The 24,438-nt window shown below is 63.5% G+C and carries 27 protein-coding genes; 12 read left to right on the forward strand and 15 right to left on the reverse strand.

The features are described 5' to 3' along the window. The first annotated feature begins 105 nt into the window (after nt 1-105). The 7 genes from AC6I6L_RS11200 (at nt 106) to AC6I6L_RS11230 (ending at nt 8,538) form a co-directional block, all read left to right on the forward strand. A complete protein-coding gene (locus AC6I6L_RS11200) occupies nt 106-1,212 on the forward strand; it encodes an ABC transporter permease (RefSeq protein WP_497917847.1) in 1,107 nt (368 codons plus the stop codon). Beyond that, nucleotides 1,213-2,205 carry an ABC transporter permease gene (locus AC6I6L_RS11205; protein WP_497917848.1) on the forward strand — a complete coding sequence of 331 codons (993 nt, stop codon included), beginning with the start codon at nt 1,213-1,215 and terminating at the stop codon, nt 2,203-2,205. It abuts the gene before it with no gap. 122 nt (nt 2,206-2,327) lie between these two features. After that, nucleotides 2,328-3,164, forward strand: a complete 837-nt coding sequence (locus tag AC6I6L_RS11210; RefSeq protein ID WP_497917849.1) for an alpha/beta fold hydrolase — start codon at nt 2,328-2,330, stop codon at nt 3,162-3,164. A 5-nt stretch (nt 3,165-3,169) separates the two neighbouring features. Then, the gene (locus tag AC6I6L_RS11215) at nt 3,170-3,943 is read left to right on the forward strand and encodes an SDR family NAD(P)-dependent oxidoreductase (RefSeq protein WP_497917850.1); all 774 of its coding nucleotides are present in this window, start codon (nt 3,170-3,172) and stop codon (nt 3,941-3,943) included. A 127-nt stretch (nt 3,944-4,070) separates the two neighbouring features. Then, entirely contained in the window at nt 4,071-4,241 is a 171-nt protein-coding gene (locus AC6I6L_RS11220; protein ID WP_497917851.1) for a hypothetical protein, read from the forward strand. Further along, entirely contained in the window at nt 4,238-6,340 is a 2,103-nt protein-coding gene (locus AC6I6L_RS11225) for a hydantoinase/oxoprolinase family protein (RefSeq protein ID WP_497917852.1), read from the forward strand. The genes AC6I6L_RS11220 and AC6I6L_RS11225 overlap by 4 nt, the downstream gene beginning before the upstream one ends. Further along, a complete protein-coding gene (locus AC6I6L_RS11230) occupies nt 6,340-8,538 on the forward strand; it encodes a hydantoinase B/oxoprolinase family protein (RefSeq protein WP_497917853.1) in 2,199 nt (732 codons plus the stop codon). Before AC6I6L_RS11225 ends, AC6I6L_RS11230 begins: the two co-directional genes overlap by 1 nt. 814 nt (nt 8,539-9,352) lie before the next feature. On the opposite strand, the gene AC6I6L_RS11235 is transcribed toward AC6I6L_RS11230, so the two are convergent. The 6 genes from AC6I6L_RS11235 to AC6I6L_RS11260 form a co-directional block, all read right to left on the reverse strand. Continuing rightward, the gene (locus AC6I6L_RS11235; protein WP_497917854.1) at nt 9,353-9,604 is read right to left on the reverse strand and encodes a hypothetical protein; all 252 of its coding nucleotides are present in this window, start codon (nt 9,602-9,604) and stop codon (nt 9,353-9,355) included. Continuing rightward, complete coding sequence (gene gnd, locus AC6I6L_RS11240) at nt 9,601-10,500, reverse strand: phosphogluconate dehydrogenase (NAD(+)-dependent, decarboxylating) (RefSeq protein WP_497917855.1); 900 nt, start codon at nt 10,498-10,500, stop codon at nt 9,601-9,603. The genes AC6I6L_RS11235 and gnd overlap by 4 nt, the downstream gene beginning before the upstream one ends. Before the next feature lie 186 nt (nt 10,501-10,686). Continuing rightward, nucleotides 10,687-11,118 carry a hypothetical protein gene (locus tag AC6I6L_RS11245; protein WP_497918199.1) on the reverse strand — a complete coding sequence of 144 codons (432 nt, stop codon included), beginning with the start codon at nt 11,116-11,118 and terminating at the stop codon, nt 10,687-10,689. 132 nt (nt 11,119-11,250) lie between these two features. Beyond that, nucleotides 11,251-11,715, reverse strand: coding sequence for a copper resistance protein CopD (locus tag AC6I6L_RS11250; RefSeq protein WP_497917856.1), 465 nt, complete (start codon nt 11,713-11,715; stop codon nt 11,251-11,253). Nucleotides 11,716-11,910: 195 nt separating this feature from the next. After that, nucleotides 11,911-12,501, reverse strand: a complete 591-nt coding sequence (locus AC6I6L_RS11255) for an NAD(P)/FAD-dependent oxidoreductase (RefSeq protein WP_497917857.1) — start codon at nt 12,499-12,501, stop codon at nt 11,911-11,913. Nucleotides 12,502-12,566: 65 nt separating this feature from the next. Further along, nucleotides 12,567-13,118, reverse strand: a complete 552-nt coding sequence (locus tag AC6I6L_RS11260) for a metal-dependent hydrolase (RefSeq protein WP_497917858.1) — start codon at nt 13,116-13,118, stop codon at nt 12,567-12,569. A gap of 192 nt (nt 13,119-13,310) precedes the next feature. Here AC6I6L_RS11260 and AC6I6L_RS11265 point away from each other — a divergent pair, with 192 nt between their 5' ends. After that, a complete protein-coding gene (locus AC6I6L_RS11265; protein ID WP_497917859.1) occupies nt 13,311-13,523 on the forward strand; it encodes a hypothetical protein in 213 nt (70 codons plus the stop codon). A 48-nt stretch (nt 13,524-13,571) separates the two neighbouring features. Here the strand turns inward: AC6I6L_RS11265 and AC6I6L_RS11270 are convergent, their stop codons facing one another. Both AC6I6L_RS11270 and AC6I6L_RS11275 read right to left on the reverse strand, forming a co-directional pair. Continuing rightward, on the reverse strand, nt 13,572-14,891 hold the full coding sequence (locus AC6I6L_RS11270; protein WP_497917860.1) for an MFS transporter: 1,320 nt from the start codon (nt 14,889-14,891) through the stop codon (nt 13,572-13,574). Nucleotides 14,892-15,000: 109 nt separating this feature from the next. Then, the gene (locus AC6I6L_RS11275) at nt 15,001-15,483 is read right to left on the reverse strand and encodes a deoxyuridine 5'-triphosphate nucleotidohydrolase (RefSeq protein ID WP_497917861.1); all 483 of its coding nucleotides are present in this window, start codon (nt 15,481-15,483) and stop codon (nt 15,001-15,003) included. A gap of 294 nt (nt 15,484-15,777) precedes the next feature. Between AC6I6L_RS11275 and AC6I6L_RS11280 the strand changes: the two genes are divergently transcribed. Both AC6I6L_RS11280 and AC6I6L_RS11285 read left to right on the forward strand, forming a co-directional pair. Continuing rightward, nucleotides 15,778-17,748, forward strand: a complete 1,971-nt coding sequence (locus tag AC6I6L_RS11280; protein ID WP_497917862.1) for an aconitate hydratase — start codon at nt 15,778-15,780, stop codon at nt 17,746-17,748. 231 nt (nt 17,749-17,979) lie between these two features. Beyond that, complete coding sequence (locus tag AC6I6L_RS11285) at nt 17,980-18,546, forward strand: hypothetical protein (RefSeq protein ID WP_497917863.1); 567 nt, start codon at nt 17,980-17,982, stop codon at nt 18,544-18,546. A gap of 63 nt (nt 18,547-18,609) precedes the next feature. On the opposite strand, the gene AC6I6L_RS11290 is transcribed toward AC6I6L_RS11285, so the two are convergent. The 7 genes from AC6I6L_RS11290 to AC6I6L_RS11320 form a co-directional block, all read right to left on the reverse strand. Next, on the reverse strand, nt 18,610-19,005 hold the full coding sequence (locus tag AC6I6L_RS11290) for a hypothetical protein (RefSeq protein WP_497917864.1): 396 nt from the start codon (nt 19,003-19,005) through the stop codon (nt 18,610-18,612). A 124-nt stretch (nt 19,006-19,129) separates the two neighbouring features. After that, nucleotides 19,130-19,669: a flavodoxin domain-containing protein gene (locus AC6I6L_RS11295; protein ID WP_497917865.1), complete on the reverse strand. Its 540-nt coding sequence runs from the start codon at nt 19,667-19,669 to the stop codon at nt 19,130-19,132. Between the two features lie 138 nt (nt 19,670-19,807). Then, a complete protein-coding gene (locus AC6I6L_RS11300) occupies nt 19,808-21,055 on the reverse strand; it encodes an MBL fold metallo-hydrolase (RefSeq protein ID WP_497917866.1) in 1,248 nt (415 codons plus the stop codon). Between the two features lie 141 nt (nt 21,056-21,196). Next, nucleotides 21,197-21,574 (reverse strand): hypothetical protein, encoded by a 378-nt coding sequence (locus AC6I6L_RS11305; RefSeq protein ID WP_497917867.1) that lies wholly within the window; start codon nt 21,572-21,574, stop codon nt 21,197-21,199. An 83-nt stretch (nt 21,575-21,657) separates the two neighbouring features. Then, nucleotides 21,658-22,095: an SHOCT domain-containing protein gene (locus AC6I6L_RS11310; RefSeq protein WP_497917868.1), complete on the reverse strand. Its 438-nt coding sequence runs from the start codon at nt 22,093-22,095 to the stop codon at nt 21,658-21,660. Between the two features lie 90 nt (nt 22,096-22,185). Next, entirely contained in the window at nt 22,186-22,530 is a 345-nt protein-coding gene (locus tag AC6I6L_RS11315) for a hypothetical protein (RefSeq protein WP_497917869.1), read from the reverse strand. Between the two features lie 250 nt (nt 22,531-22,780). Beyond that, a complete protein-coding gene (locus AC6I6L_RS11320) occupies nt 22,781-23,059 on the reverse strand; it encodes a WNWW family protein (RefSeq protein WP_497917870.1) in 279 nt (92 codons plus the stop codon). Nucleotides 23,060-23,478: 419 nt separating this feature from the next. Here AC6I6L_RS11320 and AC6I6L_RS11325 point away from each other — a divergent pair, with 419 nt between their 5' ends. Next, the gene (locus AC6I6L_RS11325) at nt 23,479-23,874 is read left to right on the forward strand and encodes a 30S ribosomal protein S6e (protein WP_497917871.1); all 396 of its coding nucleotides are present in this window, start codon (nt 23,479-23,481) and stop codon (nt 23,872-23,874) included. A 25-nt stretch (nt 23,875-23,899) separates the two neighbouring features. Next, a complete protein-coding gene (locus AC6I6L_RS11330) occupies nt 23,900-24,337 on the forward strand; it encodes a DUF7112 family protein (protein ID WP_497917872.1) in 438 nt (145 codons plus the stop codon). Nucleotides 24,338-24,438 lie beyond the last annotated feature (101 nt).

The raw sequence follows: 24,438 nt of genomic DNA on the forward strand, positions 1-24,438 counted from the left end.
CTCACAAAACCGAACACCCGTTCTGTATTGGTGACGGTCAGTCGTCAGTACGTACGGAGGACACGAACAATTAAGACGTGTGGAAAAAGATAGCACGTATCAGCAATGGACGTTTCAGTAAATCTGACGCCCCGCCAGTCAGTTCCAAAGTGGCTGGGGATCGCGTCCCAGATAGTTACGGTCGCTTTAGCATTGGCGGTCGGTGGGCTTGCACTGCTGGCCCTCGAGATCAACCCGATTACCGCCTACACGACGGCCGTCGTGGAGTTGACCGATCCCTTTCAGTTAACCCGCGTGTTGAACAGAAGCGCGCCGTTGATCCTCGCCGGACTCGCCGTCTACATCCCGCTCCGTGCAAAGCTGTACAACATCGGCGGTGAGGGGCAGATCTATCTCGGCGGCATCGTCGGTCTCTGGATCGGCCTCCAGGTCGCACCGCTCGGCAGCGCTGTCGCGCTCCCCATCATTATTCTCGCCGGGATTTTCGGCGGGATGGTGTGGGGGCTCGTCCCCGCGTACATGTACGCAAAGTGGCGGATCAACGAGGTGCTGACCACGCTCATGCTCGTGTTCGTCGCCATCCAGTTCAACGAGTACGTGATCAACGGACCGCTACAGATCGAGAGTGGGACGTATCCCCAGTCGAACGCGCTTCCGGCGACGGCGATGTTGCCCTCGATTCCCGGGACGGATATCCACCTCGGCGTGCCGCTTACGTTCCTCGCGGTGATCGCGGTCTGGCTGTTTATGAACCGAACGCGGGTCGGCTACGAAATCGTCCTTTCGGGATCGAACCGCTCGGCGGCCGAAAAAGCGGGTATCAATACGTTCAAAATGACGATGATCGTGATCCCGCTGGGTGCAGCCCTCGCCGGACTCGCCGGCGTCATCGAAATCGTCGGCAACCAGGGACGACTGATCTCGACCTGGAACCCGGAGTACGGGTGGACCGGGATCATCATCGCGTTGCTGGGACGACGCGGCGTCTTCCAGACGATGGTGGCCGGGATGTTCTTCGCGTTCTTGATCGTCGCTGCCTCGATTCTCGAGGTTCGACTTGGTGTTCCATCCGCCATCTCGACGATCATCGAGGCGCTCATAATCCTGTTTTTGATCTGTGCGGAGTTTATCCGGAACTACCACATCCAGATCAGTATCGGTGACCGATCGATTCAGGAGGTCGTCGGCATCGGCTCCGGAGGTGGTGTGTAGATGATCGATCCGAGTTTCGCTCACCCCGGGTTCGTTTCCGGCGCGTTCGTCGTCGGACTACTGGACGCGACGGTGAGCGCGGCGACGGTCCTGATTCTCGCCGCGCTCGGAGAGTTGATCACCGAACGTTCCGGAGTGTTGAATCTCGGAGTCGAAGGGATCATGCTCTTTGGCGCGCTGGTCGGCTTTCTGGTCTCGACGTACGCGGGGAGCCTCCTCCTTGGAGTTATCGCGGCGATGCTGGTCGGAATGGTGGTGGCCGCGCTGCACGGCTTCATTTCGATCTCGTTGCGGGCAGACCAGGTGATTAGCGGCTTGATGATCACGTTCCTCGGACTCGGCGTCACGACGTACTTCGGGACGCGCTGGACGGGGACCCAGATCGACGGCATGAACGAGGTTGCGATTCCGATCGTCGGGCCGTATCTCACCGAGATTCCGGTCCTCGGACCCGTCATCTTCACCAATTACCCGACGGACTTCATCGCGCTGGCGCTCGTCCCGGTCGTCTGGTACCTGGTGTTCCGGACCAACCTCGGGCTGGAGATCGACGCCGTTGGCGAAGATCCTGCAACCGCGGACTCGCTGGGCGTCGACGTATTTCGCATCCGGTATCTCACCGTCATGATCGGCGGGGCACTCGCCGGGTTGGCCGGCGCACACCTCTCGCTTGCGTTCTCACAGCTGTGGGTCAACCAGATGGTTGCCGGACTCGGCTGGATCGCCGTCGCGCTCGTCCTCGTCTCGCGCTGGCGTCCGTTCCAGGTCTTACTTATCGCGCTGGTCTTCGCCGGACTGCAGGCCTTCCAGCTTCGATCGCAGGCGTTCGACATCTCCGGGCCGGTGCTCGGAACGCTGCTCGATCCCACCTTCATGCTAATGTACCCGTACATCGCAGCGATCGTCGTGCTGGCGATCTTCACCCGCGGCTCGGTCACGGAGCAAGTCGGCGCGCCGTCGGCGTTCGCACAGCCGTACAACCGGGAGTCCTGAGCCGATCCAGTCGCCTTCCGAAAGACGGGGAAACCCGCGACGGGTGGTGAGGGCGCGATCGGTTCCACCAATCCGGCGGAACATATAAACAGGTTGGGACTGAGTCGCAAGTAGGTGAAACAGTGACGACAGCAGGCTACGATAGCGATTTCGTCGACGTAAACGGCATCAGAACGCACTATCTCGAAGCGGGCCGCGAACACGGGGAGACGATCTTGTTGCTTCACTCCGGCGAGTTCGGTGCCGCTGCGGAGTTTAGCTGGGGGCCCGTCATGGACGGACTGGCGGAGCGATACCACGTGGTTGCGCCAGACATGGTCGGCTACGGCAACACGGAAAAGCTGTTCAGTTTCGAAGATCAGTTCGACTTTCGCGTGACCCACATCGGGGAGTTTCTCGAGGCGAAGTGTCTCGACAGCGTTCACGTGATCGGGAACTCGCTGGGTGGCGGCGACGTTCTCAGCGTGCTTAGCGAACCGTCCCCGCTCGAGTGGCCGATCGAAACGGCGATCTCGATAAGCGGCGGCGGCGGGCCGCCGGATCAGTTCCAGGACATTCTCACCGAGTTCGACGGCAGTCGGGAGGCGATGGAAGACGTCCTCGAGATTCTCTATGCGACCGACTGGTGGGACGACGAGTACCTCGATCGACGGGTGGAGATGAGCCACGTCCCCGGCCAGTGGCAGAACACGGCCGCGATCCGGTTCGACGCGCCGTTCGAGCAAGATCGGACGTTCCGCCGTAGCAACCGCTACGATCGAATCGACGTGCCGACGCTCGTGATCGCCGGCGAGGAGGACGTCCTCAAGTCGGTCGACAAGATGCGGGAGGTCTACGAGGGCGTCGCCGAGAACACCCCTGAGGCCCGGTTCGAGATCGTTTCCGACGTCGGCCACTGTGCACAGATCGAACGCCCGGACCGCGTGGTGGAACTCGTCGTCGAGTTCCTGGAGGAGTGAGTTCGATGGCAACCTACAACTTCGAAGATCAGGTAGTACTGGTCACCGGCGGCGCTCGCGGTCTGGGCCGAAATCACGCTCGATCGTTCGCCGAGGCCGGCGCCGACGTCGCCGTGTTGGACGTACTGGACACCGAGACGGTCGTCGAGGAAATCGAGGACGAGGGCGCGACCGGGCTGGGACTGGATTGTGACGTGACAGACGAAGCCTCGGTAAAAGCCGCAGTGGAGGCGACGATCGACGCCTTCGGACGGATCGACGTACTCGTCAACAACGTCGGCATCTCCCGGTTCGAGACGCTCACCGACCTCGACGTCGAAACCTGGCAGACTGTTCTCGACATCAACCTCACCGGTACGTGGCTCTGTGCGAAACACGTCGCCCGACATATGATCGATCGCGGCGAGGGCGGCCGAATCGTCAACACGAGTTCGTTTTTCGGCCACCAGCCGGTTCCCGGTCTCGGCGCATACAGCGCGTCGAAGTTCGGCGTTCGATCGGTGACCCGGACGTTAGCGCTCGAGTTGGCCGACCACGACGTTCGCGTCAACGCGGTCAGTCCGATCGGCGTCCGGACCGAAGTCGTCACCGAGTACGACGAGAAGACCAAGTCGTTCCTCGAAGAGGGAACCGAGCTAACCGGCTACTACAACGTGCTCGAACCGCGGACCCGGATCGAACCCGAAGACGTGACGAACGCAGTGTTGTGGCTCTCGAGTTCGGATTCGCGGTACGTGACCGGCGTTTCGCTTCCGATCGACGCCGGCGGCCTCGCCTGAGGCGGTCCGCTGTACCGAGTTATCGGCGCAACCGCGACCGTCCCGCAGTTACAGCGGAACTGGTGGACAGAGTCCGTCTGCACCGGAGCCTATAGTTTTTTAATCGAGTAGGACACTACTCCTGACCATGGTAATCCGTGACGAGAGTGTAACACAGCCCTACGGCTGTGGGGGTAGCGCCGCCCACAGACGGCGGGGGGAAGCGTCCCGAGCGGTATGCGGTGAGAACGACGGACAGCGATCGATCACGCCCGAACGGGGCGCGACCGAGACCAGCCGACGAGGGCGTGAGACGTGACGTATCGAATCGGAACGGACATCGGCGGAACCTGTACGGATTCGGCGGTTATGGACGAGACGGGGCGCGTGTTTATCGGTAAGGCGTTGACCACGTACCCGGATTTCTCCCAGGGGATTTTCGATTCGCTGGCCGATGCAACCGAATCGATGAACATCTCCCTCGAGACGCTTCTCCAGGAGACCTCGCTGTTTCTCCACGCAACCAGCGTCGGAGAGAACGCCCTCTTCGAGCGTGACGGAGCGGACACCGCGTTGCTGACGACGCGCGGGTTCGAGGAGACGCTACACGCCACCCGGGGTGGCTACGGACGCTGGTCGGGACTGCCCGTCGAGCAAGCCCGCGACGCGATCCGATCGAACAAACCGGAACCACTGATCCCGATGGAGCGCATCGAGGGCATCACGGAGCGAATCTACCGTGAACAGATCGTCGAACCGCTGTCGGAGGACGAGGTGCTCGATGCTGTCGACTCGTTCGTCGCGGACGGCGTCGATGCGCTCGCGTGTTGTTTCGTCTGGTCGTTTTCCAACCCGGAACACGAACAGCGGGTCAAAACGCTCCTCTCCGAACAGTATCCAGATCTCTACGTCTCGGCGTCTGCAGACGTCTCACCGACGCTCGGGGAGTACGAACGGACGGCGACGACCGTCCTCAACTCCTATCTCGGGCCGCCGACCGAGCAGTACCTGCGAAACCTCGAGTCGACGCTCGACGAGTTCGGCTTCGATGCGACGATGTTGCTCATGTTCTCCCACGGCGGACTGGTCGGGACGAGCGACGCGATCGATCGGCCCGTCGGCCTGATCGAGTCCGGCCCGGTCGGCGGGCTGCTCGGCAGTCGTTTTGTCGCGTCACTCGACGACGACACCGACATCATCTCCTCGGATATGGGCGGTACCACGTTCAAAGTCGGCGTCATCGACGACAGCCGACTCGAGTACGCCGACGAACCGATGGTGGGACGCCACCACTACCAGTTCCCGAAACGGGACATCCACTCGATCGCCGTCGCCGGAGGGAGCATCGTCTCGGTCGACGAGAAGGGCATCCCGACGATCGGTCCGGAAAGCGCGGGATCGGACCCCGGCCCGGTCTGTTACGACGCGGGCGGCGAACGGGTGACCGTCACCGACGTCGACCTCATTCAGGGCTACTTCGTCCCGGAGTTCTTCCTCGGCGGCGACGAGGAGATGGCTCCTGAAAAGGCGAGACGCGCCTTCGAAGAACAAGTCGCCGACCCACTCGGCAAGGACGTCAGGGAGGCCGCAGCGGATATCTACACGCTCACCAACTCGATGATCGCGGACCTGATTCACGAGACGACCGTCGAGAAGGGGATCGATCCCCGCCGCTTTACGCTCACCTCGATCGGGGGCGCAGCCGGCATGCACGCCGCCTCCTACGCCCGCGAACTCGACATTCCGGAGGTGCTCGTCCCGTACACGGCGTCGGTCAACAGCGCGATGGGGCTGCTCTCGACCGACGTGACCCACGAGTTCAAACGGGTCCAGTCGCTGCATCCACCCTTCGACGTCGCGACGGTAAACGAGACGTTTGCCGACCTCGAAGTCGAGGCGCGATCGAAACTGCAGGAGGAAGGGTTCGACGCCGACGAGATGGAAATCGAGCGAACCATCGGGATGCGCTACCAGCGCCAGGTCCACGAACTGCTTACGCCGGTCGAGACCGACGGGAACCTGACCGACGACGAACTCGACGACTGCGTCGATCGCTTCGAGCGACTGTACGAGGATCGGTACGGCAAGGGGTCGGCCTACACCGAAGGCGGCATCGAGATTACCGAGTTCCGGGTTCGCGGGATCGGCCCGCTTGCGACGCCGGAACCTCACGAACACCCCGCGGCCGACGACCCGCTCGATGCGGCGCGACTCGGCACGAAGGATATGCACTTTTCGGGTGCGGGAGGCGTCGTCGATGCGCCGATTTACGACTTCGAGTCCCTTCACCCCGGCCACGAACTGACTGGCCCGGGAGTCGTCTTGACGCCGGTGACGACGATCGTCGTCAACCCCGGTGACGTCGCGCGGATGGACAAGTATCGAAACGTTCGAATCGAGATTGGGGGAGAGAGCTAATGACAGAACAGCAATCTGGCGAAACACGCGGCGACGACCAACAACCAGCGGACGCACTCGGCGGTATCGATCCCGTCACGTTCCAGATCATCAAACACCGGTTCAACCGGGTGACCGACGAAGCAGTCAAAGCCCTGAAACGGGTCTCGGGTTCGCCGATCACGAACGAGGGCCACGACCTGATGGTCGCACTGTACAACGCAGAGGGAGAACTCCTCGCCGGCGGTGTCGGCTTCCTCCATCACTATCTGGGCGCGTCCGAAGCGACCTCCCAGATCGTCGAACGATTCGGTGGCGACATCAACGAAGGCGACGTGTTCCTGCTGAACGATTCCTACACCGCGGCGTTTCACCCGCCCGACGTGTACGTCATTACGCCGATTTTCTACGACGGAGAGCTGCGCGCGTTCTCAGCGAACTTCGTCCACGTCGCCGACATCGGCGCGATCGACGCGGGCGGATTTTCGCCGAATTCAACGTCCGTCTTCCACGAGGGCTTCCAGACGCCCGGATTGCGGATCGTCGAGGAGAACGAGATCCGCCAGGACGTGCTGGACACGATCCTCAATATGAGTCGCGATCCGGCCATGGTCGAACTCGACTTGCGATCGCAGATCGCGGCCAACAACGTTGCCGAGGACCGCCTGCACTCACTGATGGATGACTACGGAACGGGAGTCGTCGAGGCGGTCGGCGATCAGCTCATCGAGCAATCCGAACGGGAGTTCCGGAGTCGACTGCGGGAACTCCCCGACGGCGAGTGGCAGGCGCGCCAGTACATCGACTCCGTCGCCGAAGACGAGATTTTCACCGTCGACCTCACCCTCCGCAAGGAGGGCGACTCCCTGACGTTCGACTTCGAGGGAACGAGCGAACAGAGCGAGTACGGGCTCAACTGCACCTACTGGGCGACCGTGGGCGGGATCTTCGCGCCAATCTTCCCGATGCTCTGTCACGATCTGACCTGGAACGACGGCCTCATCCGGCCGGTCGATGTCGAGGCCCCGAGTGGCACCCTCGTCAATGCGGAGCGGCCAGCGCCCATCTCGATCGCGACGGTGGCGACGCTCCAGACGTGTAATAGCCTCTCGACGCTAGCGGTCTCGAAGATGGTCGGCTCGAGTCCCGACTACCGCGATCGGGCCTCGGCCGTCTGGCACGGCGCACACGGCGGGTACATCGTCGAGGTCGACGCCTACGGCGACAACTGGGTCGACGTCATCACGGACACGTTCGCCGGTTCCGGCGGGGCGCGATCGTTCGACGACGGGATCGATCTCGGCGGCGAACTCTCGAACCTGGTCTCCCGATGGGGGAACGCCGAACGCCACGAGAGTTCGCTCCCGCTGATGTACCTCTATCGCAACTTCGTCGCGGACTCGGGCGGCCCCGGCAAGCACCGGGGCGGTGTCGGCCACGAGTACGCCGTCACGCCGGTGTTCGAGGAGGGCGTCGATTCGATCGAGACCGTCACGTTCGGCCGCGGCGTCGAAGTCCCGCAGTCGACGGGACTGTTCGGAGGGTACCCCGGCTGTACGATCGACTACACGTTCTTCAGGGACGCCCCGGTCTGGGACGACGACGTTTCGTTCCCGCCGGAGTCGACGGTGCTCGAGTCCTGCGATCAGGAGTCCGGACAATGGGGGGTCAACGAACTCACCGAAGGAGACGTCTTCCACGTACGACTGCCCGGCAGCGGCGGCTACGGCGATCCACTCGAACGCGACCCCGAGCGCGTGATCGACGACGTTCGCGAGGGGAAAATCACCGTCGAGTCGGCCCGAGACGTCTACGGCGTCCCGGTGACGGCCGACGGGGAACTCGACGGCTCGATCGAGGACCGCCGCGAGCGGCTCCGGACCGATCGAGTGGCCGATGCAACCGGGTTCGAGCCACCCGTCGACGAGGCGGCGGTCGAGTCCGTGGATCTCCGCCTCGGCGAGTACCTCGACATCGTCGACGCCGACGGCGACCGGTACGTCTCCTGTACGGCCTGCGAGACGCCGCTCGCATCGCTCGCGGAGAACTGGAAAGACCACGTGGTCGTCGACGAGCAACCGGTCGCCTCGGCCGGCCAGTACTGTGACTCAAACGACGAGTTCCGACTGCGCCGGTTCTTCTGTCCCGAGTGTGGACAGCTTCTGGACACGGAAGTCGCTCACGTCGACGACCCGTACCTCACGGCGACGCTCCACTGAACGACCGGTAACGGGCCGGTACACGCTCGGCATTCGACCCGCTAATTGAGCGGATATCGACAGTCGCTGTTCTCGCCTGAATCGATCGTCTCGGCGGTCGAACGATACGCAGACGTTCCCTGAATACAGGTGAGACGAAAACGCAGCGTCTAATACCATATATAATATATTATTATAGAATGGTCCATCGAAAGACATTAAGTAAGTGGCGGGGAGATGCCTCTGGGATCGACGGAGCCAGTCCGATAGGCGACGCACGCACATGGCATCCACGCCACGCGAGTGTATCCACGCCGCAAGAGTTGGTCCGTCAGACGAGAGGGTACGCCGGAGAGAGGCGTTTTGAGAAGGGTTCTAGTCGATCGAACTCGAAAGCGGGACCGTCGACGAGCGCAAATTGTGATTGGCAGCCACGTGTGAAAACAACGCCGGCTGAACGTGAAACCGAGGAAAAGCGATCTCGATCGGGTTTGGATCCCGGAACACAGAGCAGCAGCCCCCAGCAACCGGGATCATCGATTTCTTGCCGAGAATTAAAAACAGTCGTGAGTTTGATATTAACCCACACCTTTGTACAGTACTTATCACTATTATAGTATACACTGAGGTCTAGTAGTTTCCACAGGAGGACGCGATCGTTCCGGTGGACGGTACGTTCGACGGCAACGAGAGTGGACACGCGGGACGGTCGGTGCTAATTCGGACTGGGTCCGAGTCGCTGGGTCCGGCGTATCGACGATTGTGCGCGCCACGGCGTCGTTCGGCTGTAAGTATCAGGCACAGAGCTCACGCGAGACCGCGGCTGTCGGACGGCTCATCCGAGGTCCGTGATCCGGGTTACCCGTTCGTGGCGACCCGAGTGTACACAACCTCCGAGCAGGCCGATCGCCAGCAGGCCGAACAGCGGCCGGATCGGGTCGACGTACGCGCCCAGTAGGACCGGGGTGAGGGCGAGAAAGCCATAATCCAGCGGGGATCGCGGAACCATGCGATCGAAAATCGGCGTCGGAACGAGGCCGGTGATGAGGCCGGCGAACAAAAAGAATCCGCCGCGACCGCGAGTCACTCCCGGCGCGGGACCTCGTGACGGCCGAACCCATACCGGAGTCGATTCGCCAGCCGGCGGGAGAAGCGGCCGTCGTCGGCCCGCGAGCCGAATCGCTCGGAGAGCGACGTGTAGATCAGCGGGAGCGGGACCTCCTGTTCGAGCGCCTCCTGAACCGTCCAGGTGCCGGTCGATCCGCCCTCGATCCGATCGGCCACGTCGCCGAGATCGGTTCCCTCCTCGCGGAACGCCTCCTCGCAGAGCTCGAGCAGCCACGATCGGATCACTGCACCGTTGTTCCAGACTGAGGCAACCGACTCAAGGTCGAGATCGTACCGGCCCTCGTGAAGCAACTCGAAGCCCTCGCCGTAGGCCTGCATCAACGCGTACTCGACACCGTTGTGAACCATCTTGACGTAGTGGCCCGATCCCGACGGTCCCATCCGTTCGTGGCCGTCCGGGCCCGTCGCGACTGCGTCGAAGACGGGGGCGAGTTCGTCGTAGGCCCACTCGGGACCGCCGACCATCAGCGAAAAGCCGAGTTCGGCCCCCGCGGGACCGCCGGAGGTGCCACAGTCGAGATAGGCCGCGGGGCATGATTCGGCGCGACGAACCGAGTCCTCGAAGTAGGAGTTCCCACCGTCGACGACGACGTCATCGGCGTCGAGCGCAGATTCGAGTTCCTCGAGCGTGATATCGACCGCCTCGCCCGCCGGAACCATCAGCCAGAGCCGCTTTTCGTCACCGAGTCGATCGAGCAGGTCGTCGATCGACTCCGCCGGCTCCGCGCCGGCGTCGGCGGCCGTCGCGACGGCGTCCGCGTCGAGGTCGAAGGCGACGACGTCGTGGCCCGCTGTGAGCGTGCGATCGACGACGATCTGTCCCATGCGTCCGAGTCCGATTACGCCCAGTTGCATACACGGTGGTCGGCGGGGCGGTGAGGTAGTGGTTGTGATTTGCGTCTCGCCTCGGACGGTCCGTCGTCATTCTTCGCTGGCGATCGCTGCCTCGGCCGAGCGATCGCCGGGAAAATGGTACACCGATCGGTCTCATTCCGACGGGTCTCTCGGGTCGTCGGTCGAGTTCTCGAAGCGACGCCGAACTCAGTGAATCGGCTCCTCGAAGCGCGCCCAGCCGATCGCGTCGAGGACGACGATTCGGTCCTCGTAGTGAATGTAGACGCCGTTGTACTCGTAGCCGCTTCCCTCGTAGTACGGGAGCGAGCCGCGAACGGTGTCGACGACCGACCAGGCACCGTCGCGGTCGAGTGTGACGTGTTCCCACTCCTCGCGCGCGTCGTTTCGGACTGCGCGATCGATCGCCAGCCGAACGCCGGGAATGTCAGCGAGGCGATCGGAGGTCGCGTCGACGACGGTCGCACCGTCGGGGACGTCCTCGACGATGCGCGCGCCGAGATCCGCTTTCGATCGTGCAGAGCGGTCCCGCGGGCGTCCCGCGCGGAGCACGTAGCCGGCTGCGGCTGCCGCCCCGACCGCGAGGACCGACAGGGCCAGTTCTTTCCCCCTGAGCATTATTCGAGTACGTTACAGTAACCGACTAAGTATCTTTCGGCGGACTGTCAGCCAGAGAGGACGTTCGTCGCTGACGGGCGGGCCGACTCTCGGCAGCGGGTCGATCGGCGGCCGGAAGCGAGGCGGTACACATCCCTACAGGGCTGCCGAAAGGTTCGTCGTGATCGCGCCGGCGACGACGAGTAAGACGAGTCCGACGATCGCCGCGGCCCGGTAGAACGGCAGGGCGGTCGCGGCGGGTTCACGGAGTTTTTTTCCGTTGAGACCGGTCTCGAACCGCTTCGCCCCCACCTCCACGAGGCCGGCGAACGCGAGCCAGAGGGCGACCATCACGAGTACCAGTTGTCCGTTGATCGTACCAAAGAGGCTGTCCGCGGTGTACCGCGTTCCCGCGAGGTGGCCGCCCGTGAGCAACAGGACCAGCGCACTCACCCGCGAGATCGTCGTCAGCCGTCCCGAGATTCGTTCGAGCGGTTTCGTCGTGTTGAACGCGCCGTCGCGTGCGAGCGGAACGACGACGAACGCGACGTAAAAGACGCTACCGGCCCAGATCGCGGCAAAGAGCAGGTGGACCGTCTGGGCGAGAAACGTATCGACCATACAGGGTGGCTTGAAGCACGGTACTATCAGCGTTCCGACTCGCGGACGATCACGGCCGAACATCACACAGAACACTCGAATTGCGTCGAGGCTTCGTCGAGAGAGTATACACTTCCAGTTCGATCGCGTCGTCCACTGTGTCGGACTACTCGTCAGAAGAGGGGCGAATGCGCTGCGTTTCGATCGCGATTCGCGCTACTCTTCGACTGCCATCGCGCCGAATACGCGGTCTGCGTCCGCCGGAACGTCGAAGTCGTGGTAGTGCTCACCCTTCTCCTTCGAGAGGATGTTCAACGCGGCCGCTGCACCGTCACCGGCGGATATAATCGCCTGCCACTCCTCGGCTCGAACCATCGCTCCCGTTGCGTACGCGTCGGTGACGCTCGTCTCCATCGTGACGTCGACGTCGACGATATCGCCGTCGAACGAGCAGCCGAGCGATTCTGCCAGATCACGGTTTGCGCCGGTCGCGAGCACGACGTAGGTCGCCTCGTATTCGTCCGCTTGCGTTTCGACGACGAACCCGTCGTCCGAGGGAGCGACGGATTCGACCGTCTCACCCTGCTTTCGATCGACCCCGAAACTATCGACCTGATTTCTCGCAGTCTCCATAAACGCCGACCCGTCCACCGAGCCGATACCGAGATAGTTGAACAGATGAGCCTTGTGCATCCACGTCGAGTCCGTATCGAAGAGGATCGTTTCGAGTCCGTTCTTCTGCGTGAAGAGGCCGGCGCTCAATCCGGCCGGTCCACCACCGACGACGATGACATCTGTGTCGCTCATACAGTACCCGGTTCGTGTCTCAGCAATAAGTATCTCCGAGTAACGTACACGTCACCCCGTGGCGGTCACTCGAGCCAGTCCGGCGTCCAGGCGACCAACCGCCGTCGAAACAGTGTGTACACGAGCGACAGCGCAACCCCGATGCCGATCACGGCGGTCCAGCCGTCGTAGACGATCACGGCGGGAACCGCGAGGACGACGACCAGCGCGGCGTCTTCGGGTGCTCCGTCGTACCGAATCCACCGCCGCGGGCGAAGCCACCGATTGCGGACGTGGTCGTAGACCGCCCGCTCGCTCGGATCGGTCCAGGGGTCCATCTCCCGGCCGCCGCCGAGGGCGTCGCTCGCCGCGTGAAGCCAGGCGGCCACCGCTGCTGCTGCGAGTGCTACCGCGATCGGTGTGGCGAGCAGGACGGCGAGGACAGAGGCCACGATCGCCGGGACGACGCCGATAACCGGAAAATGAAAGCTCCGCCGGTGGTCCATCACGAGATCGAAATCGGGTGCGAGACCGCCGACGATCGCACCGGCGGCCAGCGGGCCGGCCAGCTCCGGGGCGGCGTAGGCGACTGGCGCAACGGCTACGAGTCCCGCGAACGCGTGCGTCGTCGCCATCATGACCGGTCGTAGACCGACGACCGTCAAAACGGTACGCAAACCGGCAGACAGTCGCCGCCGCGATCGCTTTTTGTTACCGCGCCGGCACTGGCCCGCCGGAACTGGACGACCCACCGGCACTGGACACTCGATCATAGACAACCGCGCGCGTGCCGGCTGACGGCTTATCCATGTCACCCCGTAACGCCCGTTGTGAACAGAGACGAGAATCGATCGCGCCGTCGTTTCCTTCGGGCTTCGGCCGCGATCGCGACCGGGTCGACGGCGCTCGTCGCCGGCTGTGGCGGTCCCGGCGAGGAAGACGAAGAACCCGAGGCGGAAGAAGGAACGGGGAACGGACAGGACCGAGACGACGAGACGGGGGACGAAGACGCCGATCCCGACGACGAGGAGGCCGAAGCGTAATCGACGCGACGGCGTCGCTACCCACCCCACCGCGGCGTCATCACTCGCTTACGACGGCACGCGATCGCTCGCCGGCGACGGCGACAGCCGCCAGTGGACCAGCACGACGATCGCACCGCCGGTCGCGACGAGTCCACCCGCGACGCCGAACGCGAGGACGTACCCGGACACAGCCAGCCAGCCGCCGACGACGCTGCCGACGCCGCCCGCGAGTGCCGACAGCGCACCGTAGACGCCGAGGGCTTCGCCGCGAACCGAAACGGGAGCGAGTTGCGTGACGAGCGTCCCGGCAGTGACGGCGATGACGGCCCACGTGAGTCCGATCACTACGAACAGTACCGCGGCGACTCCGAAGCCGAGGGTTGCCCCACCGAGTGCAGCGCCGCCGATCGCGACGAGGGGAAAGGCGAACGCCCGGACGAGCAGACCGACCGTCTGGAGGATCGTCACGTCGTATTCGACCGCGAGGGTGCCGGCCCGGCCGAAGAATACCGCCGCTGCGAGGCTCGAAACGACGTACATCGCGAAGGTTCCGTCGGTCCCGAACCCGGCTTCGGAGAGAAACGCGGGCAGCGGTGCGAAAAACGCCGCCGATCCGGCGAAGACGAGGACGATGGCGGCGAAGTAGAGCGCGAGCGTCGGCGTGAACCGCGCCGCGAGCCGCCGGGGGTGGAGTCTCCGGGGGTCCATCCGGCCGGGCGTAAACGGGAACGTGACGCCGCGAACGTTGAACCCTGCGGCGGCGCGAATCGCGCGCCGGAGGCGTCGCGGTTCCGGTTCGTCGCCGGGATCCGGATCGGCCGGCAGGAACCGGTATCCTGCGACGAGTGCGATTCCGGCGGCGGTCGCACAGACGAAAAAGAGTCCTCGCTGTGCGGTGGCCGGCTCGAAGAGCAGTTCCGTACCCGCGGTCCAGACGGCACCGAGGACGAGCCCGACCGCCCAGCCGACCCCCTGATACTCGTTCAGCAACGCGATCCGTTCGCTCCAGGCGGCTTCCGGAACGTCGACCACGGCCAGCAGGGTCAACACGGGGACGGCAGCCGCGAACGCGAACCAGATGACCGCGTTCGCAGCGATCACGAGTGCGATCGACGAGAGTAACGGAACGAGCGCGAGCATCGCCGCGACGAGCGCGATCGCGACGAGGACGAACACGCGCCGTTTTCCGGTCCGATCGGCCAGTCGACCGAACAGGAGCGCACCCGGAACGCCAACGAACGCCGCCACGGCCGCGACAATCCCCAGCGTAAACGGATCACCACCCAGCGTGACCACGTACAATGGAACGATCAGCGATGCACACCCGAGCGCAATCGAGGCGAGACCCCACGCGTACAGCCAGCGATTCGACGAGCGAGTGGACATCCGTTCCCATGCAGTCACCGACGGTTCTTATATCTGTACAGACAGTCACACCAGCGACAAAGAGACTGATCTGGTACTATCGAATTCTCGCTGATGGCGCGTCGTCGGCTCACTCGATATTTTCGCCCTGGTAGCTGCCGTCGTAGACCCCCTCGTGGTTCGCTTCGGCGTACACGAGCTGGGCGATCCGCGCCCGACGTTCGATTTCGACGTCGTGGTGGACCTGCAACAGCCCCTCGCCGCGACCCTCGTAGCCGGCGTCCCAGACCGCCGTATTGAGCATACAGGAGTTGCGCATCAGCGACGATCGGGGGTAGACGAAGCCGACGTGTCCTGCCGGAATCTCGATTCGCTCGCCGTAGCGGACGATGTAGCTCCCCCGGGGGAGGTAGTACGTGTCGGGGTCTTTTTTCTCGAGTTCTTCGAGCGGGCGAGCGATTCGATCGCCAATCTGCTTTCCGTCCCGACCGATTCGACCCGGCTCCAGTTGCTCGAAGACGACATCTAAGGTGAGATCGACGCCGTTTGGCTGGACCTGCTCCTCGGCGATCGGTGACACGTGGTCGGCGACGAACGCACCTGAGCGGTACATATCCACGCAACGCTTCGGGAACGAGATAAGCGTATTCGTTCGGATCGGACGAGGCGAGATGGGTGACGGATCGGATAAGGAGGGGGAAGTAGCGGATCGGATGAACACTGGTAGCTGGGTCGGGCGGCGAGTGGATGGCGGGTCAAATGACGGTGGTTCATTTCGGAGTTGACGAACGTACAGTCGGCCGGCAATACTTACGAGAGAACTGTCGTATCGAACGCGGAAGTACACGGTCGATCCCCACAGAAACACGCTGGATTTATCAGGACGGACGGCCGAGATTCGGGTGCTATGGGACAAACTCTCACCGAAAAGATTCTCGACGACCACCTCGTCGAGGGCGAACTCGAAACCGGCGAGGAGATCGGGATCGAGATCGACCAGGTTCTCACCCAGGACACGACAGGTACGATGGTCTGGCTCCAGTTCGAGGCGATGGGACTGGACGAGGTCCAGACCGAGATCGCTGCCCAGTACTGTGACCACCAGACCTACCAGTTCGACTTTAAGAACACCGACGATCACCGTTTCCTCCGCTCTGCGGCCGGTACATATGGCGCACATTTCTCTCGCCCCGGCAACGGTATCTGTCACAACGTTCACCGCGAGAACTTCGCAGCGCCCGGCAAGACGCTGCTCGGCTCCGACAGCCACACCCCGACCCCCGGCGGTCTCGGGGAACTCGCGATCGGTGCCGGCGGAATCGACGTCACCGTCGCGATGGGCGGCGCACCGTACTACATCGAGATGCCCGAGATCGTCAGCGTTCGCCTCGAAGGCGAACTCCCCGAGTGGGCTACCGCGAAAGACGTCATCCTCGAGTTGCTCCGACGCCTGAGCGTCAAGGGCGGCGTCGGCAAGATTCTCGAATACACGGGTCCCGGTGTCGAGACGCTCACCGCACCCGAGCGGATGACGATCACCAACATGGGGACGGAACTCGGCGCAACGACGTCGATATTCCCCACCGACCACCAGACCGAGGACTACCTCGAGCGCGTCGGCCGCGGCGAGGAGTACGTCGAACTCCAGCCCGACGACGACGCCGAGTACGACGACGAGATCGTCGTCGACCTCTCGGACCTCGAACCGCTGATCGCTCAGCCGTCGATGCCGGACAAGGTCGTCCCCGTCAGCGAAGTCGAGGGCGAATCCGTCGAGCAGGTCATCGTCGGCTCCTGTACGAACGGCGGCTACGAGGACATCCTCCCCGTCGCCAAGATGCTCGAGGGACGCGAAACCTCGATGGAGACCGAGACGATCGTCGCCCCCGGCTCCAAGCAGGCCTCCGAGATGCTCGCTCGCCAGGGCTGGGTCGCGGAGATGATGGCCGCTGGCGTCAACTTCTCCGAGGCGACGTGTGGTGCCTGTATCGGCATCGGTCACGTTCCCGCCAGCGACTCCGTCTCGCTGCGTACCTTCAACCGCAACTTCGAGGGCCGTTCCGGTATCGAAGACGACAACGTCTACCTCTGTTCGCCGGAGGTCGCCGCCGCCGCATCGCTCAAAGGCGAAATCGTCGACCCGCGCAACCTCGCAGACGAACTCGGTGACCTCGAGGCACCCGGCGTCGAACTCCCCGACGAGTACGACGGCTCCAAGACGGACCTCATCAGCCCCGACGAAGCCGTCGACGACGAGCTCATCAAGGGTCCGAACATCGGTGACGTCCCGATCCGGGACCAGCTCGGCTCGAACATATCCGGTGAAGCCCTGCTCAAGATGGCAGACAACATCACGACCGACCACATCATCCCTGCAACGCAGGACATCCTGATGTACCGGTCGAACGTCCCCAAACTGAGCGAGTTCACGCTCTCCCGCGTCGACGAGACCTTCGCCCAGCGCGCTCTCGACGCCGACGGCGGCTTCCTCGTCGCCGGCGAGAACTACGGGCAGGGATCCTCGCGCGAACACGCCGCCCTCTGTCCGATGTACCTCGGCATCGAGGGCGTCCTCGCACAGAGCTTCGCTCGCATCCACCGCGCGAACCTGTTTAACTTCGGTATCGTCCCGCTGACGATCGACGAGGACACCTACGAGTCGATCGATCAGGGCGACGAGATCGAGATCGTCGACGACGTCTACGAGGCCGTCACCAGCGGACAAGAAGAGTTTACGGTCCGCGTCGGTGACGAGGAGTACACCGCGACGCTCGACGCCTCCGAACGCGAACGCGCAATCCTCGCGGCCGGTGGCAAACTCGCCTGGACGAGAGAACAGGCCGAGGGCGCAGGCGGCGCGACCCCCGCCGACGACTGATCGACCCTCGAGTTTCATTTTTTTATCGCCGCCAGTCTCGATAGGCGATGGTGTCCCTAGTTCGGAATGCCCGTACATTCCGATCCAAACCAGTCGAAACGCATTAGTCATCGTCGCCGTAATTTAGCCCACGGATGCGTTCGGCGGGATTGATCTGACAGGAATCGATCGGCTGCGGCCGATCGGTGCCCCAGGAGCTGCTGCCGGGAGACGCAAACGCGACTACCACGCATGCAACGACGGACTATCGTCTTCGGACTGGGTGCACTCGTCTCGGGTTCCGGGCTGGCGATCGGAACGGGAGCGTTTTCGAGCGTTACCGCAGAGCGCAGCGTCACGATCGAGACCGCAGACGACGACTCGGGTGCGCTCCTCGGGTTGTCGAAAAACGAGGAGTACGTCGGTGATGAAACCGAGTTCGTCCAGATCAGTGATGGGACGCTCGAATTGAAGTTCGAGTCCGTCAACCGGAACGCGGTGACGAGGTTCGAGGACCTCGTTACCGTCACAAACAACGGAAGCCGGGACTGTTACGTCTACGTCGATGTCAACGCCGGTGAATCGGGAGAGGACCCGATCTGGGGAAGTGGCTACGATAATTGGGGACCGCTCGACGTCCTGATCGACGAGGACCGACAGGGGAGTATCGTCGGTGGGAATCTCAATCAGACGCCAGCGGACGTCACGAAAGGCGATCCGCTACGTCCCGGAGAGTCCTGGGATCTCACGTTCGAGATCGACACCCGCGGTCGAGGGAACGTCGCGATTAGCGGCGGAATCCAGCTTGTCGCTGAATAACCGGGGCACACCCGTTCGACCGGAGACTGCAGCTTTTTGTCAACTGACGGGCGATCGAGTCAATCACTCCTCGCTCCGTTCGCGAACGTGGCGCTTTTGCCGGCGTTCGGTTACGTGATCGACGCCGTCGGCCAGTTCGTCCCTGATGTCCGTCTCGAAAGCGTCGACTTCCTCGAGAAACTCCGTCGAGAACTCCTCGACGAGTTCGAAGGTCCACTGATCGCTGATCGCGCCGGCCGGCAGGTGCTCGTCGCGGAGGGCGTCGGCCCACTCGTCGTGGCCGGCCTCCCGAAGGCTGTCCTCGGCGTCGCCCATCCGGTCCATCGCGTGGCCGAGTTGGTGATGAAACGTCAGTAGGTTTCCGTACGCGCGGTGGACGTACTCCATCCCGAGTTGCATGTCGTGGAGGGCCTCCCGTTCGGCGTCGGTCAACTCGAGGTCGTCGGGATCGGTCGTCATGGACCGTTCTCGACCACGACCCGCTCAAAAGAGGTTTCAGGCCCGGCAACGGGTTCCGGTTCCGCTTGGCTCACCGGGCGGACCACGGTTCTATCCGGATCGATCGCAGGCGGTACCGAAATCTTCAGGAGACGAGCGTCGCGAACTCGGCCGCAAACGTTTCGACTGCGTCCCAGTCGGTGTACTCGTAATCCCGCGACGTATCGGTGTCGCCGCCTTCCTTCCCCGCGATTCGGCGCATCACGAACCGTTTGAGTAGTCCGTACTCGCTGTACTTCAACGCGCCCGCGACCGCGAGCGTCCCGTCGGGATCCCACTCGGTCTCCTCGAGAAACGTCTCGAGAAGGTCCTCGGCCGCCGATCGCGTCTCGGGATCGGCCGACGCAGTCGAAAGGCTGACGGAAAAGAACGCCGACGGCAGTCGACACAGCGTCGATCGATGGGTGCGGACGAACTCGGTGACGTATCGCTGGTGTGTCCCGGTATGGATAGAGGCCCCGACGATTATGCCGTCGTACGTTCCCGGTTCGAGACCGGCGGGCGGGTGCTTCAGGTGGGCGAGTGTCACGTCGTGGCCGTCGCCCGCGATCGCGTCACCCATCCGTCCGGCGATCGTCGCCGTCTGCCCCTCGTTCGAGCCGTAGGCGACGAGGACGCGGGCCACTACCGCTCACCTCGATCGGACGCGACGCGAAACGGGGTGGCGGCGTGCGACGGTAACGGTGGTCTCGTGAGACGCATACTCGTCGTTCGTCCTCCGAGACGATCAAGTTGCGCTCCCTGTCGCGCAGTCCGCCGTCGATCACTCCGAACCGACCGAGACCGTCGCCCCGAGTTCCGGCGCGCTCGCGTCGAACCCGTCCGTGCGAAGTTCGCTGGCGAACGCCTCGCAGCGATCGCCGTGGACTACCAGCACCTCGCTGTCGCGGTACTCGTCGAGAACGGCGAGCAACCCGGTTCGATCGGCGTGGGCCGAAAAGTCGTACTGCTCGACCTGTGCGCTGACCCGCTGGACCCGCCCGTCGAGTTCGGCGCTGCCGGTGTCCAGCAGATCGCGACCCGGTGTCCCCTCGACCTGATAGCCCGTCATGGTGATCTTGTTGGTCGGGTGAGAGCTGATCGCGGGAACGTACGTCATCGCCGGCCCGCCGTGGAGCATCCCGCTGGTGGTGACGATGACGGTGTTTTGCTCGGCAATTCGCTTTCGCTGCCCGTCTCTCCCGTCGACGAACCGGGCGTTTCCCTTCGCCCGGCGAAGCAGGTCGGGGTCGCGCAGGAACTCGCGATTTCGCGGCCGCAAGAAGAGTTCGGTAACTCGTTTGCCCATCCCGTCGACGTAACACTCGAGGTCGTGTTGCTCGCAGATGCACAGCACTTCCTGGGTCCGCCCGATCGCGAACGCGGGAACGACGACGGTGCCGCCCTCCCAGATCGTCGTCCGAAGGCTTTCGGCGAACTCGCGTTCGATCTCGGGTCTGGGCGGTCGCATCGTGTCCGCGTACGTGCTCTCACAGATGACGGTGTCGGCGTCGGGTCTGGCCGTCGTCCCGGCGAGGAGTTGCTGTCCCTCCGTATGAAAGTCGCCGGTGTACAGCAGTCGCGTCTCCCCGTCGTCGATCAGCACGTGTGCGCTGCCGGGAACGTGGCCCGCATCGTAAAAGGTGATCTCGTACCCCGCAGCGTTGAAGGGGTCGCGGTAGCCGTGGGTTTCCGAAACCTCCGTGAGCCGTGCCACCTCGGCTTCGGTGAACGGACAGTCGTAGGTCCCCCCGTGAAGCTTGATCGTATCTCGGGCGAGGACCATCGTGAGATCGTACGTCGGCGGCGTCCAGTGGACCGACGGCCGCGAGTCGCCCGAGACGAGCGTCGGAATCGAGCCGACGTGATCGAGGTGGCCGTGACTGACGACGACCGCCTCGGGATCGACGTCGCTGATCGGGAACGCCGGCGGATTCCCCGAGTCCATCCCGAAATCGAGCAGGAGCCGATCGTCGATCAGGATCGCGCTCCGACCGATCTCGCGAGCGCCACCCAGAAACTGGACGTCCATCGTGACTGTGTCGGGACTGGAGACGCTTGCCTCCGTTGGTTCGTCGCGACCGAAACGAGAGGGTTCGCCTACGACCGAACCAACGTATCCGTCTGCGACCGTTTCCGCGCGGGCGTCGACCACCCGCCTGCGGCTCCGCGCTCACCGCTGGTCGAGCAACGACCTCCCGACGAGTCCGAGCACCACGAGACACAGCCCGATCATTGCGGCCTGGGATCCCGCGGCGATCGGACTGTCGACGGTGCCCCCGGTCGCGAGCGTCAGGATGTCCGGAACTCCTCGAAGGCTGCCCGCGACGCCGAGCGCTGCGAACAGCCCGAGACCGTAAATCGCCAGCCGCTGTCGATCCGTATTGCGGCCGAGCGAGGCGAGTGTGACGATCGCGATTCCGAAAATCGACGGGATGAGCGCGGTGGCACTCGCAAACTCCGTGGCCACGTACGCGGTCACACCGATCAATGCCAGCAAGACCCCAACGGCCATCGAGACGTCGAACGTCACGCGGTCGGACTCGGTCATGACAGTATCGTCACAGGGGACGAACATACCGTTTTCCTTGGACGTTCTGCGGGCTCTCTGGGTGTACGAAACGTGGGCACGCGTTACCGGTCGCGAAGCCGCGCCCAGACTGACTCGCTGTTTCGCGATCGGTCGCGCTCGAGTCGATCCAGTTTCGCCGCCGTCTCCTCCGTCTCGAGCAACAGGTCGAGTTGGCGCTCGAACTCGTCGTCGTCGATCTCGCCCGCGACGTACCGCTCTCGAAGCCGCGTTTCCGCGTCGCGATCGTCCACGGTGGCCGAGCGCTTTCTATCTGCCTGCCCCACCGTCTCACGATCGTCCCCGTCGCCGCCGAGAACCGACCAGAGGCCGACCAGCGCCAGCACGAAGAGCCCGAGAACGACGAGGCTGACGACGATCGAGAGTACCGTCGCCACGATCGACAGCGCGAGGCCGACGATCGTCGCGACCGCCGAGAGGACGAGGACGGCGAGCACCAAGACGCCGACGCCTTTCAGGAGGGGAGTGGCGAACCGACTCATACGAACCCTTACGATCGGCGGAACCAAAAACGACACTCCTGTCAGTTCTACAACTCGAATTCGTCTCGCAACTCGGGTTCGATTCCCAGCTTACGACGGGCCGTTAGATCGTGCCGGCGTCCCGTTTGTTGGTCCCGCCCGGTGGCGCGTCAGCCCGATCAGATAGACGTCGAGCAGACAGACGATTAACACGGCGAGCGGGACGGCCACATCGGTGTAGCTGACCGCGTCGAACTGGAGTGCCGTCACGACGAACGGCTCGCCCGGATCGAGCGCATTCGACAGGGTTCGAGCGCTCAGAAACCCGAGTGCGAGGACGTACAGACCGAACCAGGCTGCCCCACGTTTCAGCTGCCCGAGATAGCAGTGCCCGAGCCCCGCGACGAGGACCGTCAGCAGGTACGCCGGCCAGAGTGGACGGGTCAGTTCGCGCATTGGGTGTCCCTTGGCAGTCCAGCACAATCGGTGTTGCCCTCAGCGAGAAACCCCGTTGCCCTCAGCGAGAAACCCCGTTGCCCTCAACGAGGGACCCTATACCGAGGACTAGACGGACGCTCTCATACGAATTCGTGTCATCGATTACCGCCGACCGGCCGAGACGGTTCGCCGGTCGGCGGTAACGACGGACACGAATCCGTATCAAACCAGTCGCGGACGATACTGGAGAACCCGAGAATCGACTCGATCATCGCTGATACCGACGAATCCCAAATCGGCCGTAGCCGCCGTAGGCGACCTCGAGCGACCCGATCCACCAGTTCCACCGATCGGGCGGGGTCCCCTCCCGAGCGTCGGACAGTTCGTCGATGACGATGTCGTTGGTCAACTCGAATCCGGCGTCCTCCTGATACCGGCCCGAGTCAGCGAGGTCGACCGCCTGCCGGACGACGACGCGAGACTGACCGATCGTCCCGCCGAACTCGTCGCGGAGTCGAATCTCCAGTCGCCCCGGATCGATGGCCATACGCGATCGGACAGCGCGCGCGCCCAAAATTCCACCGGCAGAGACCCGATACCGGCGCGATTACTCTGGTCGGGCAGACATCGAGACCGGGTCGTCGATCCTGTCGAACACGCATCGACTATTGAAGTGTTATGAATCGAAAATTGAAGTACTGTCGTTTCCGCCGTCTCGAGCGACGGACGAGCCGAACGAGCGACTCGATAACCGGCACTGTCGCGCGAGGCGGCTGTCCGGGACCGTAAGCCGGTCGGTATCGAAATAGCACCGTCAGCAGGATCCGGCAGTACCTGAAACGATCGATGAGTCGGCAGGACAGATCGAGCAAGACGGCCGTACCGGTCGGGCTATGACAGTCACTGACGGTCACCTGCGGCTCTCGTTTCGATGTGTTTTTGGGCACTGGCCGTTTTCTCCCGTGCATGGCAAGTTTCACTGTCGTCGTCGGCGACCCCGAATCCGGGTCGGCCTACCAGCTCGATGCGGAGGAACAGGACGCGAATCGATTCATCGGCCGATCGATCGGAGAATCGGTCGACGGCTCTGCGGTCGGACTCGACGGCTACACGCTCGAGATCACCGGCGGCTCCGACGACGCCGGCCGACCGCTCAACCCGGACGTTCCCGGACGAAACCTGACAGAAGTGCTCATGACCGGCCGACAAACTGGCTACCGCCCGTCCCGTGACGGCGAGCGCCGCCGGATCACGGTCCGTGGCAGTGAAATCTCCGACGCCGTCGCACAGATCAACGCCGCGATCGTCGACCGTGGCAGTACCGACATCGACGAACTGCTCGGCGACGGCGACGACGAATAACCACAGCGCCCGTTTTTGTTGTACTATGGCAGACCGCATTTCGAGCGACCATCCGTCGGTTCAGACGGTTCGAGCCACGTGTGCACAGACCGCGACCGGCCACCGCGTAGAGATTCCGGCCGACGATCGCGACGCGTTCCCGACCGGGGAGGTCGTCCGCGTCGTCATCGACGGCGACGAACTGTTCGCAGACATCAGGCGAGCGCTCGCGGGGGACGACCTCTCGATCCCGGGCGTCTACGAGACGCCGAACCACGCTCGCGACCCGAGCGGCGGGAGGGACCGGCTGGCGGCGTGGATCGACGACACGGCCATTCCGACCGGCGGCTCGGTGCTGATTGACATCGTCGAACCGGGGTTCCTCTATGGTCTCCGTGCACCCGGCGAATCGGCGTACTACGACGCCCGCGAACCGCCGAGTGACAGCCTCTCCTCGATCGCGGCCGATCTCGAGGATCAGTAACGGGCGGCAACGGCGCGACGGCGATCGGTTGGCGACCGGCTATCGATCGACACAGCCGGCGCTATCGGTCTCTCGAATCCGCTACTCGAACAAAATTGCGT

The organism is Halosolutus sp. DAT137 (assembly GCF_059736405.1).

Bases quoted from the DNA above. Each gene is read 5' to 3' on its own strand.
- AC6I6L_RS11200 (WP_497917847.1), top strand. From the start codon at position 106: ATGGACGTTTCAGTAAATCTGACGCCCCGCCAGTCAGTTCCAAAGTGG.
- AC6I6L_RS11205 (WP_497917848.1), top strand. From the start codon at position 1,213: ATGATCGATCCGAGTTTCGCTCACCCCGGGTTCGTTTCCGGCGCGTTC.
- AC6I6L_RS11215 (WP_497917850.1), top strand. From the start codon at position 3,170: ATGGCAACCTACAACTTCGAAGATCAGGTAGTACTGGTCACCGGCGGC.
- AC6I6L_RS11220 (WP_497917851.1), top strand. From the start codon at position 4,071: ATGGTAATCCGTGACGAGAGTGTAACACAGCCCTACGGCTGTGGGGGT.
- AC6I6L_RS11230 (WP_497917853.1), top strand. From the start codon at position 6,340: ATGACAGAACAGCAATCTGGCGAAACACGCGGCGACGACCAACAACCA.
- gnd (WP_497917855.1), bottom strand. From the start codon at position 10,500: ATGCAACTGGGCGTAATCGGACTCGGACGCATGGGACAGATCGTCGTC.
- AC6I6L_RS11250 (WP_497917856.1), bottom strand. From the start codon at position 11,715: ATGGTCGATACGTTTCTCGCCCAGACGGTCCACCTGCTCTTTGCCGCG.
- AC6I6L_RS11255 (WP_497917857.1), bottom strand. From the start codon at position 12,501: ATGAGCGACACAGATGTCATCGTCGTCGGTGGTGGACCGGCCGGATTG.
- AC6I6L_RS11260 (WP_497917858.1), bottom strand. From the start codon at position 13,118: ATGATGGCGACGACGCACGCGTTCGCGGGACTCGTAGCCGTTGCGCCA.
- AC6I6L_RS11270 (WP_497917860.1), bottom strand. From the start codon at position 14,891: ATGTCCACTCGCTCGTCGAATCGCTGGCTGTACGCGTGGGGTCTCGCC.
- AC6I6L_RS11275 (WP_497917861.1), bottom strand. From the start codon at position 15,483: ATGTACCGCTCAGGTGCGTTCGTCGCCGACCACGTGTCACCGATCGCC.
- AC6I6L_RS11280 (WP_497917862.1), top strand. From the start codon at position 15,778: ATGGGACAAACTCTCACCGAAAAGATTCTCGACGACCACCTCGTCGAG.
- AC6I6L_RS11285 (WP_497917863.1), top strand. From the start codon at position 17,980: ATGCAACGACGGACTATCGTCTTCGGACTGGGTGCACTCGTCTCGGGT.
- AC6I6L_RS11290 (WP_497917864.1), bottom strand. From the start codon at position 19,005: ATGACGACCGATCCCGACGACCTCGAGTTGACCGACGCCGAACGGGAG.
- AC6I6L_RS11300 (WP_497917866.1), bottom strand. From the start codon at position 21,055: ATGGACGTCCAGTTTCTGGGTGGCGCTCGCGAGATCGGTCGGAGCGCG.
- AC6I6L_RS11305 (WP_497917867.1), bottom strand. From the start codon at position 21,574: ATGACCGAGTCCGACCGCGTGACGTTCGACGTCTCGATGGCCGTTGGG.
- AC6I6L_RS11310 (WP_497917868.1), bottom strand. From the start codon at position 22,095: ATGAGTCGGTTCGCCACTCCCCTCCTGAAAGGCGTCGGCGTCTTGGTG.
- AC6I6L_RS11315 (WP_497917869.1), bottom strand. From the start codon at position 22,530: ATGCGCGAACTGACCCGTCCACTCTGGCCGGCGTACCTGCTGACGGTC.
- AC6I6L_RS11320 (WP_497917870.1), bottom strand. From the start codon at position 23,059: ATGGCCATCGATCCGGGGCGACTGGAGATTCGACTCCGCGACGAGTTC.
- AC6I6L_RS11325 (WP_497917871.1), top strand. From the start codon at position 23,479: ATGGCAAGTTTCACTGTCGTCGTCGGCGACCCCGAATCCGGGTCGGCC.
- AC6I6L_RS11330 (WP_497917872.1), top strand. From the start codon at position 23,900: ATGGCAGACCGCATTTCGAGCGACCATCCGTCGGTTCAGACGGTTCGA.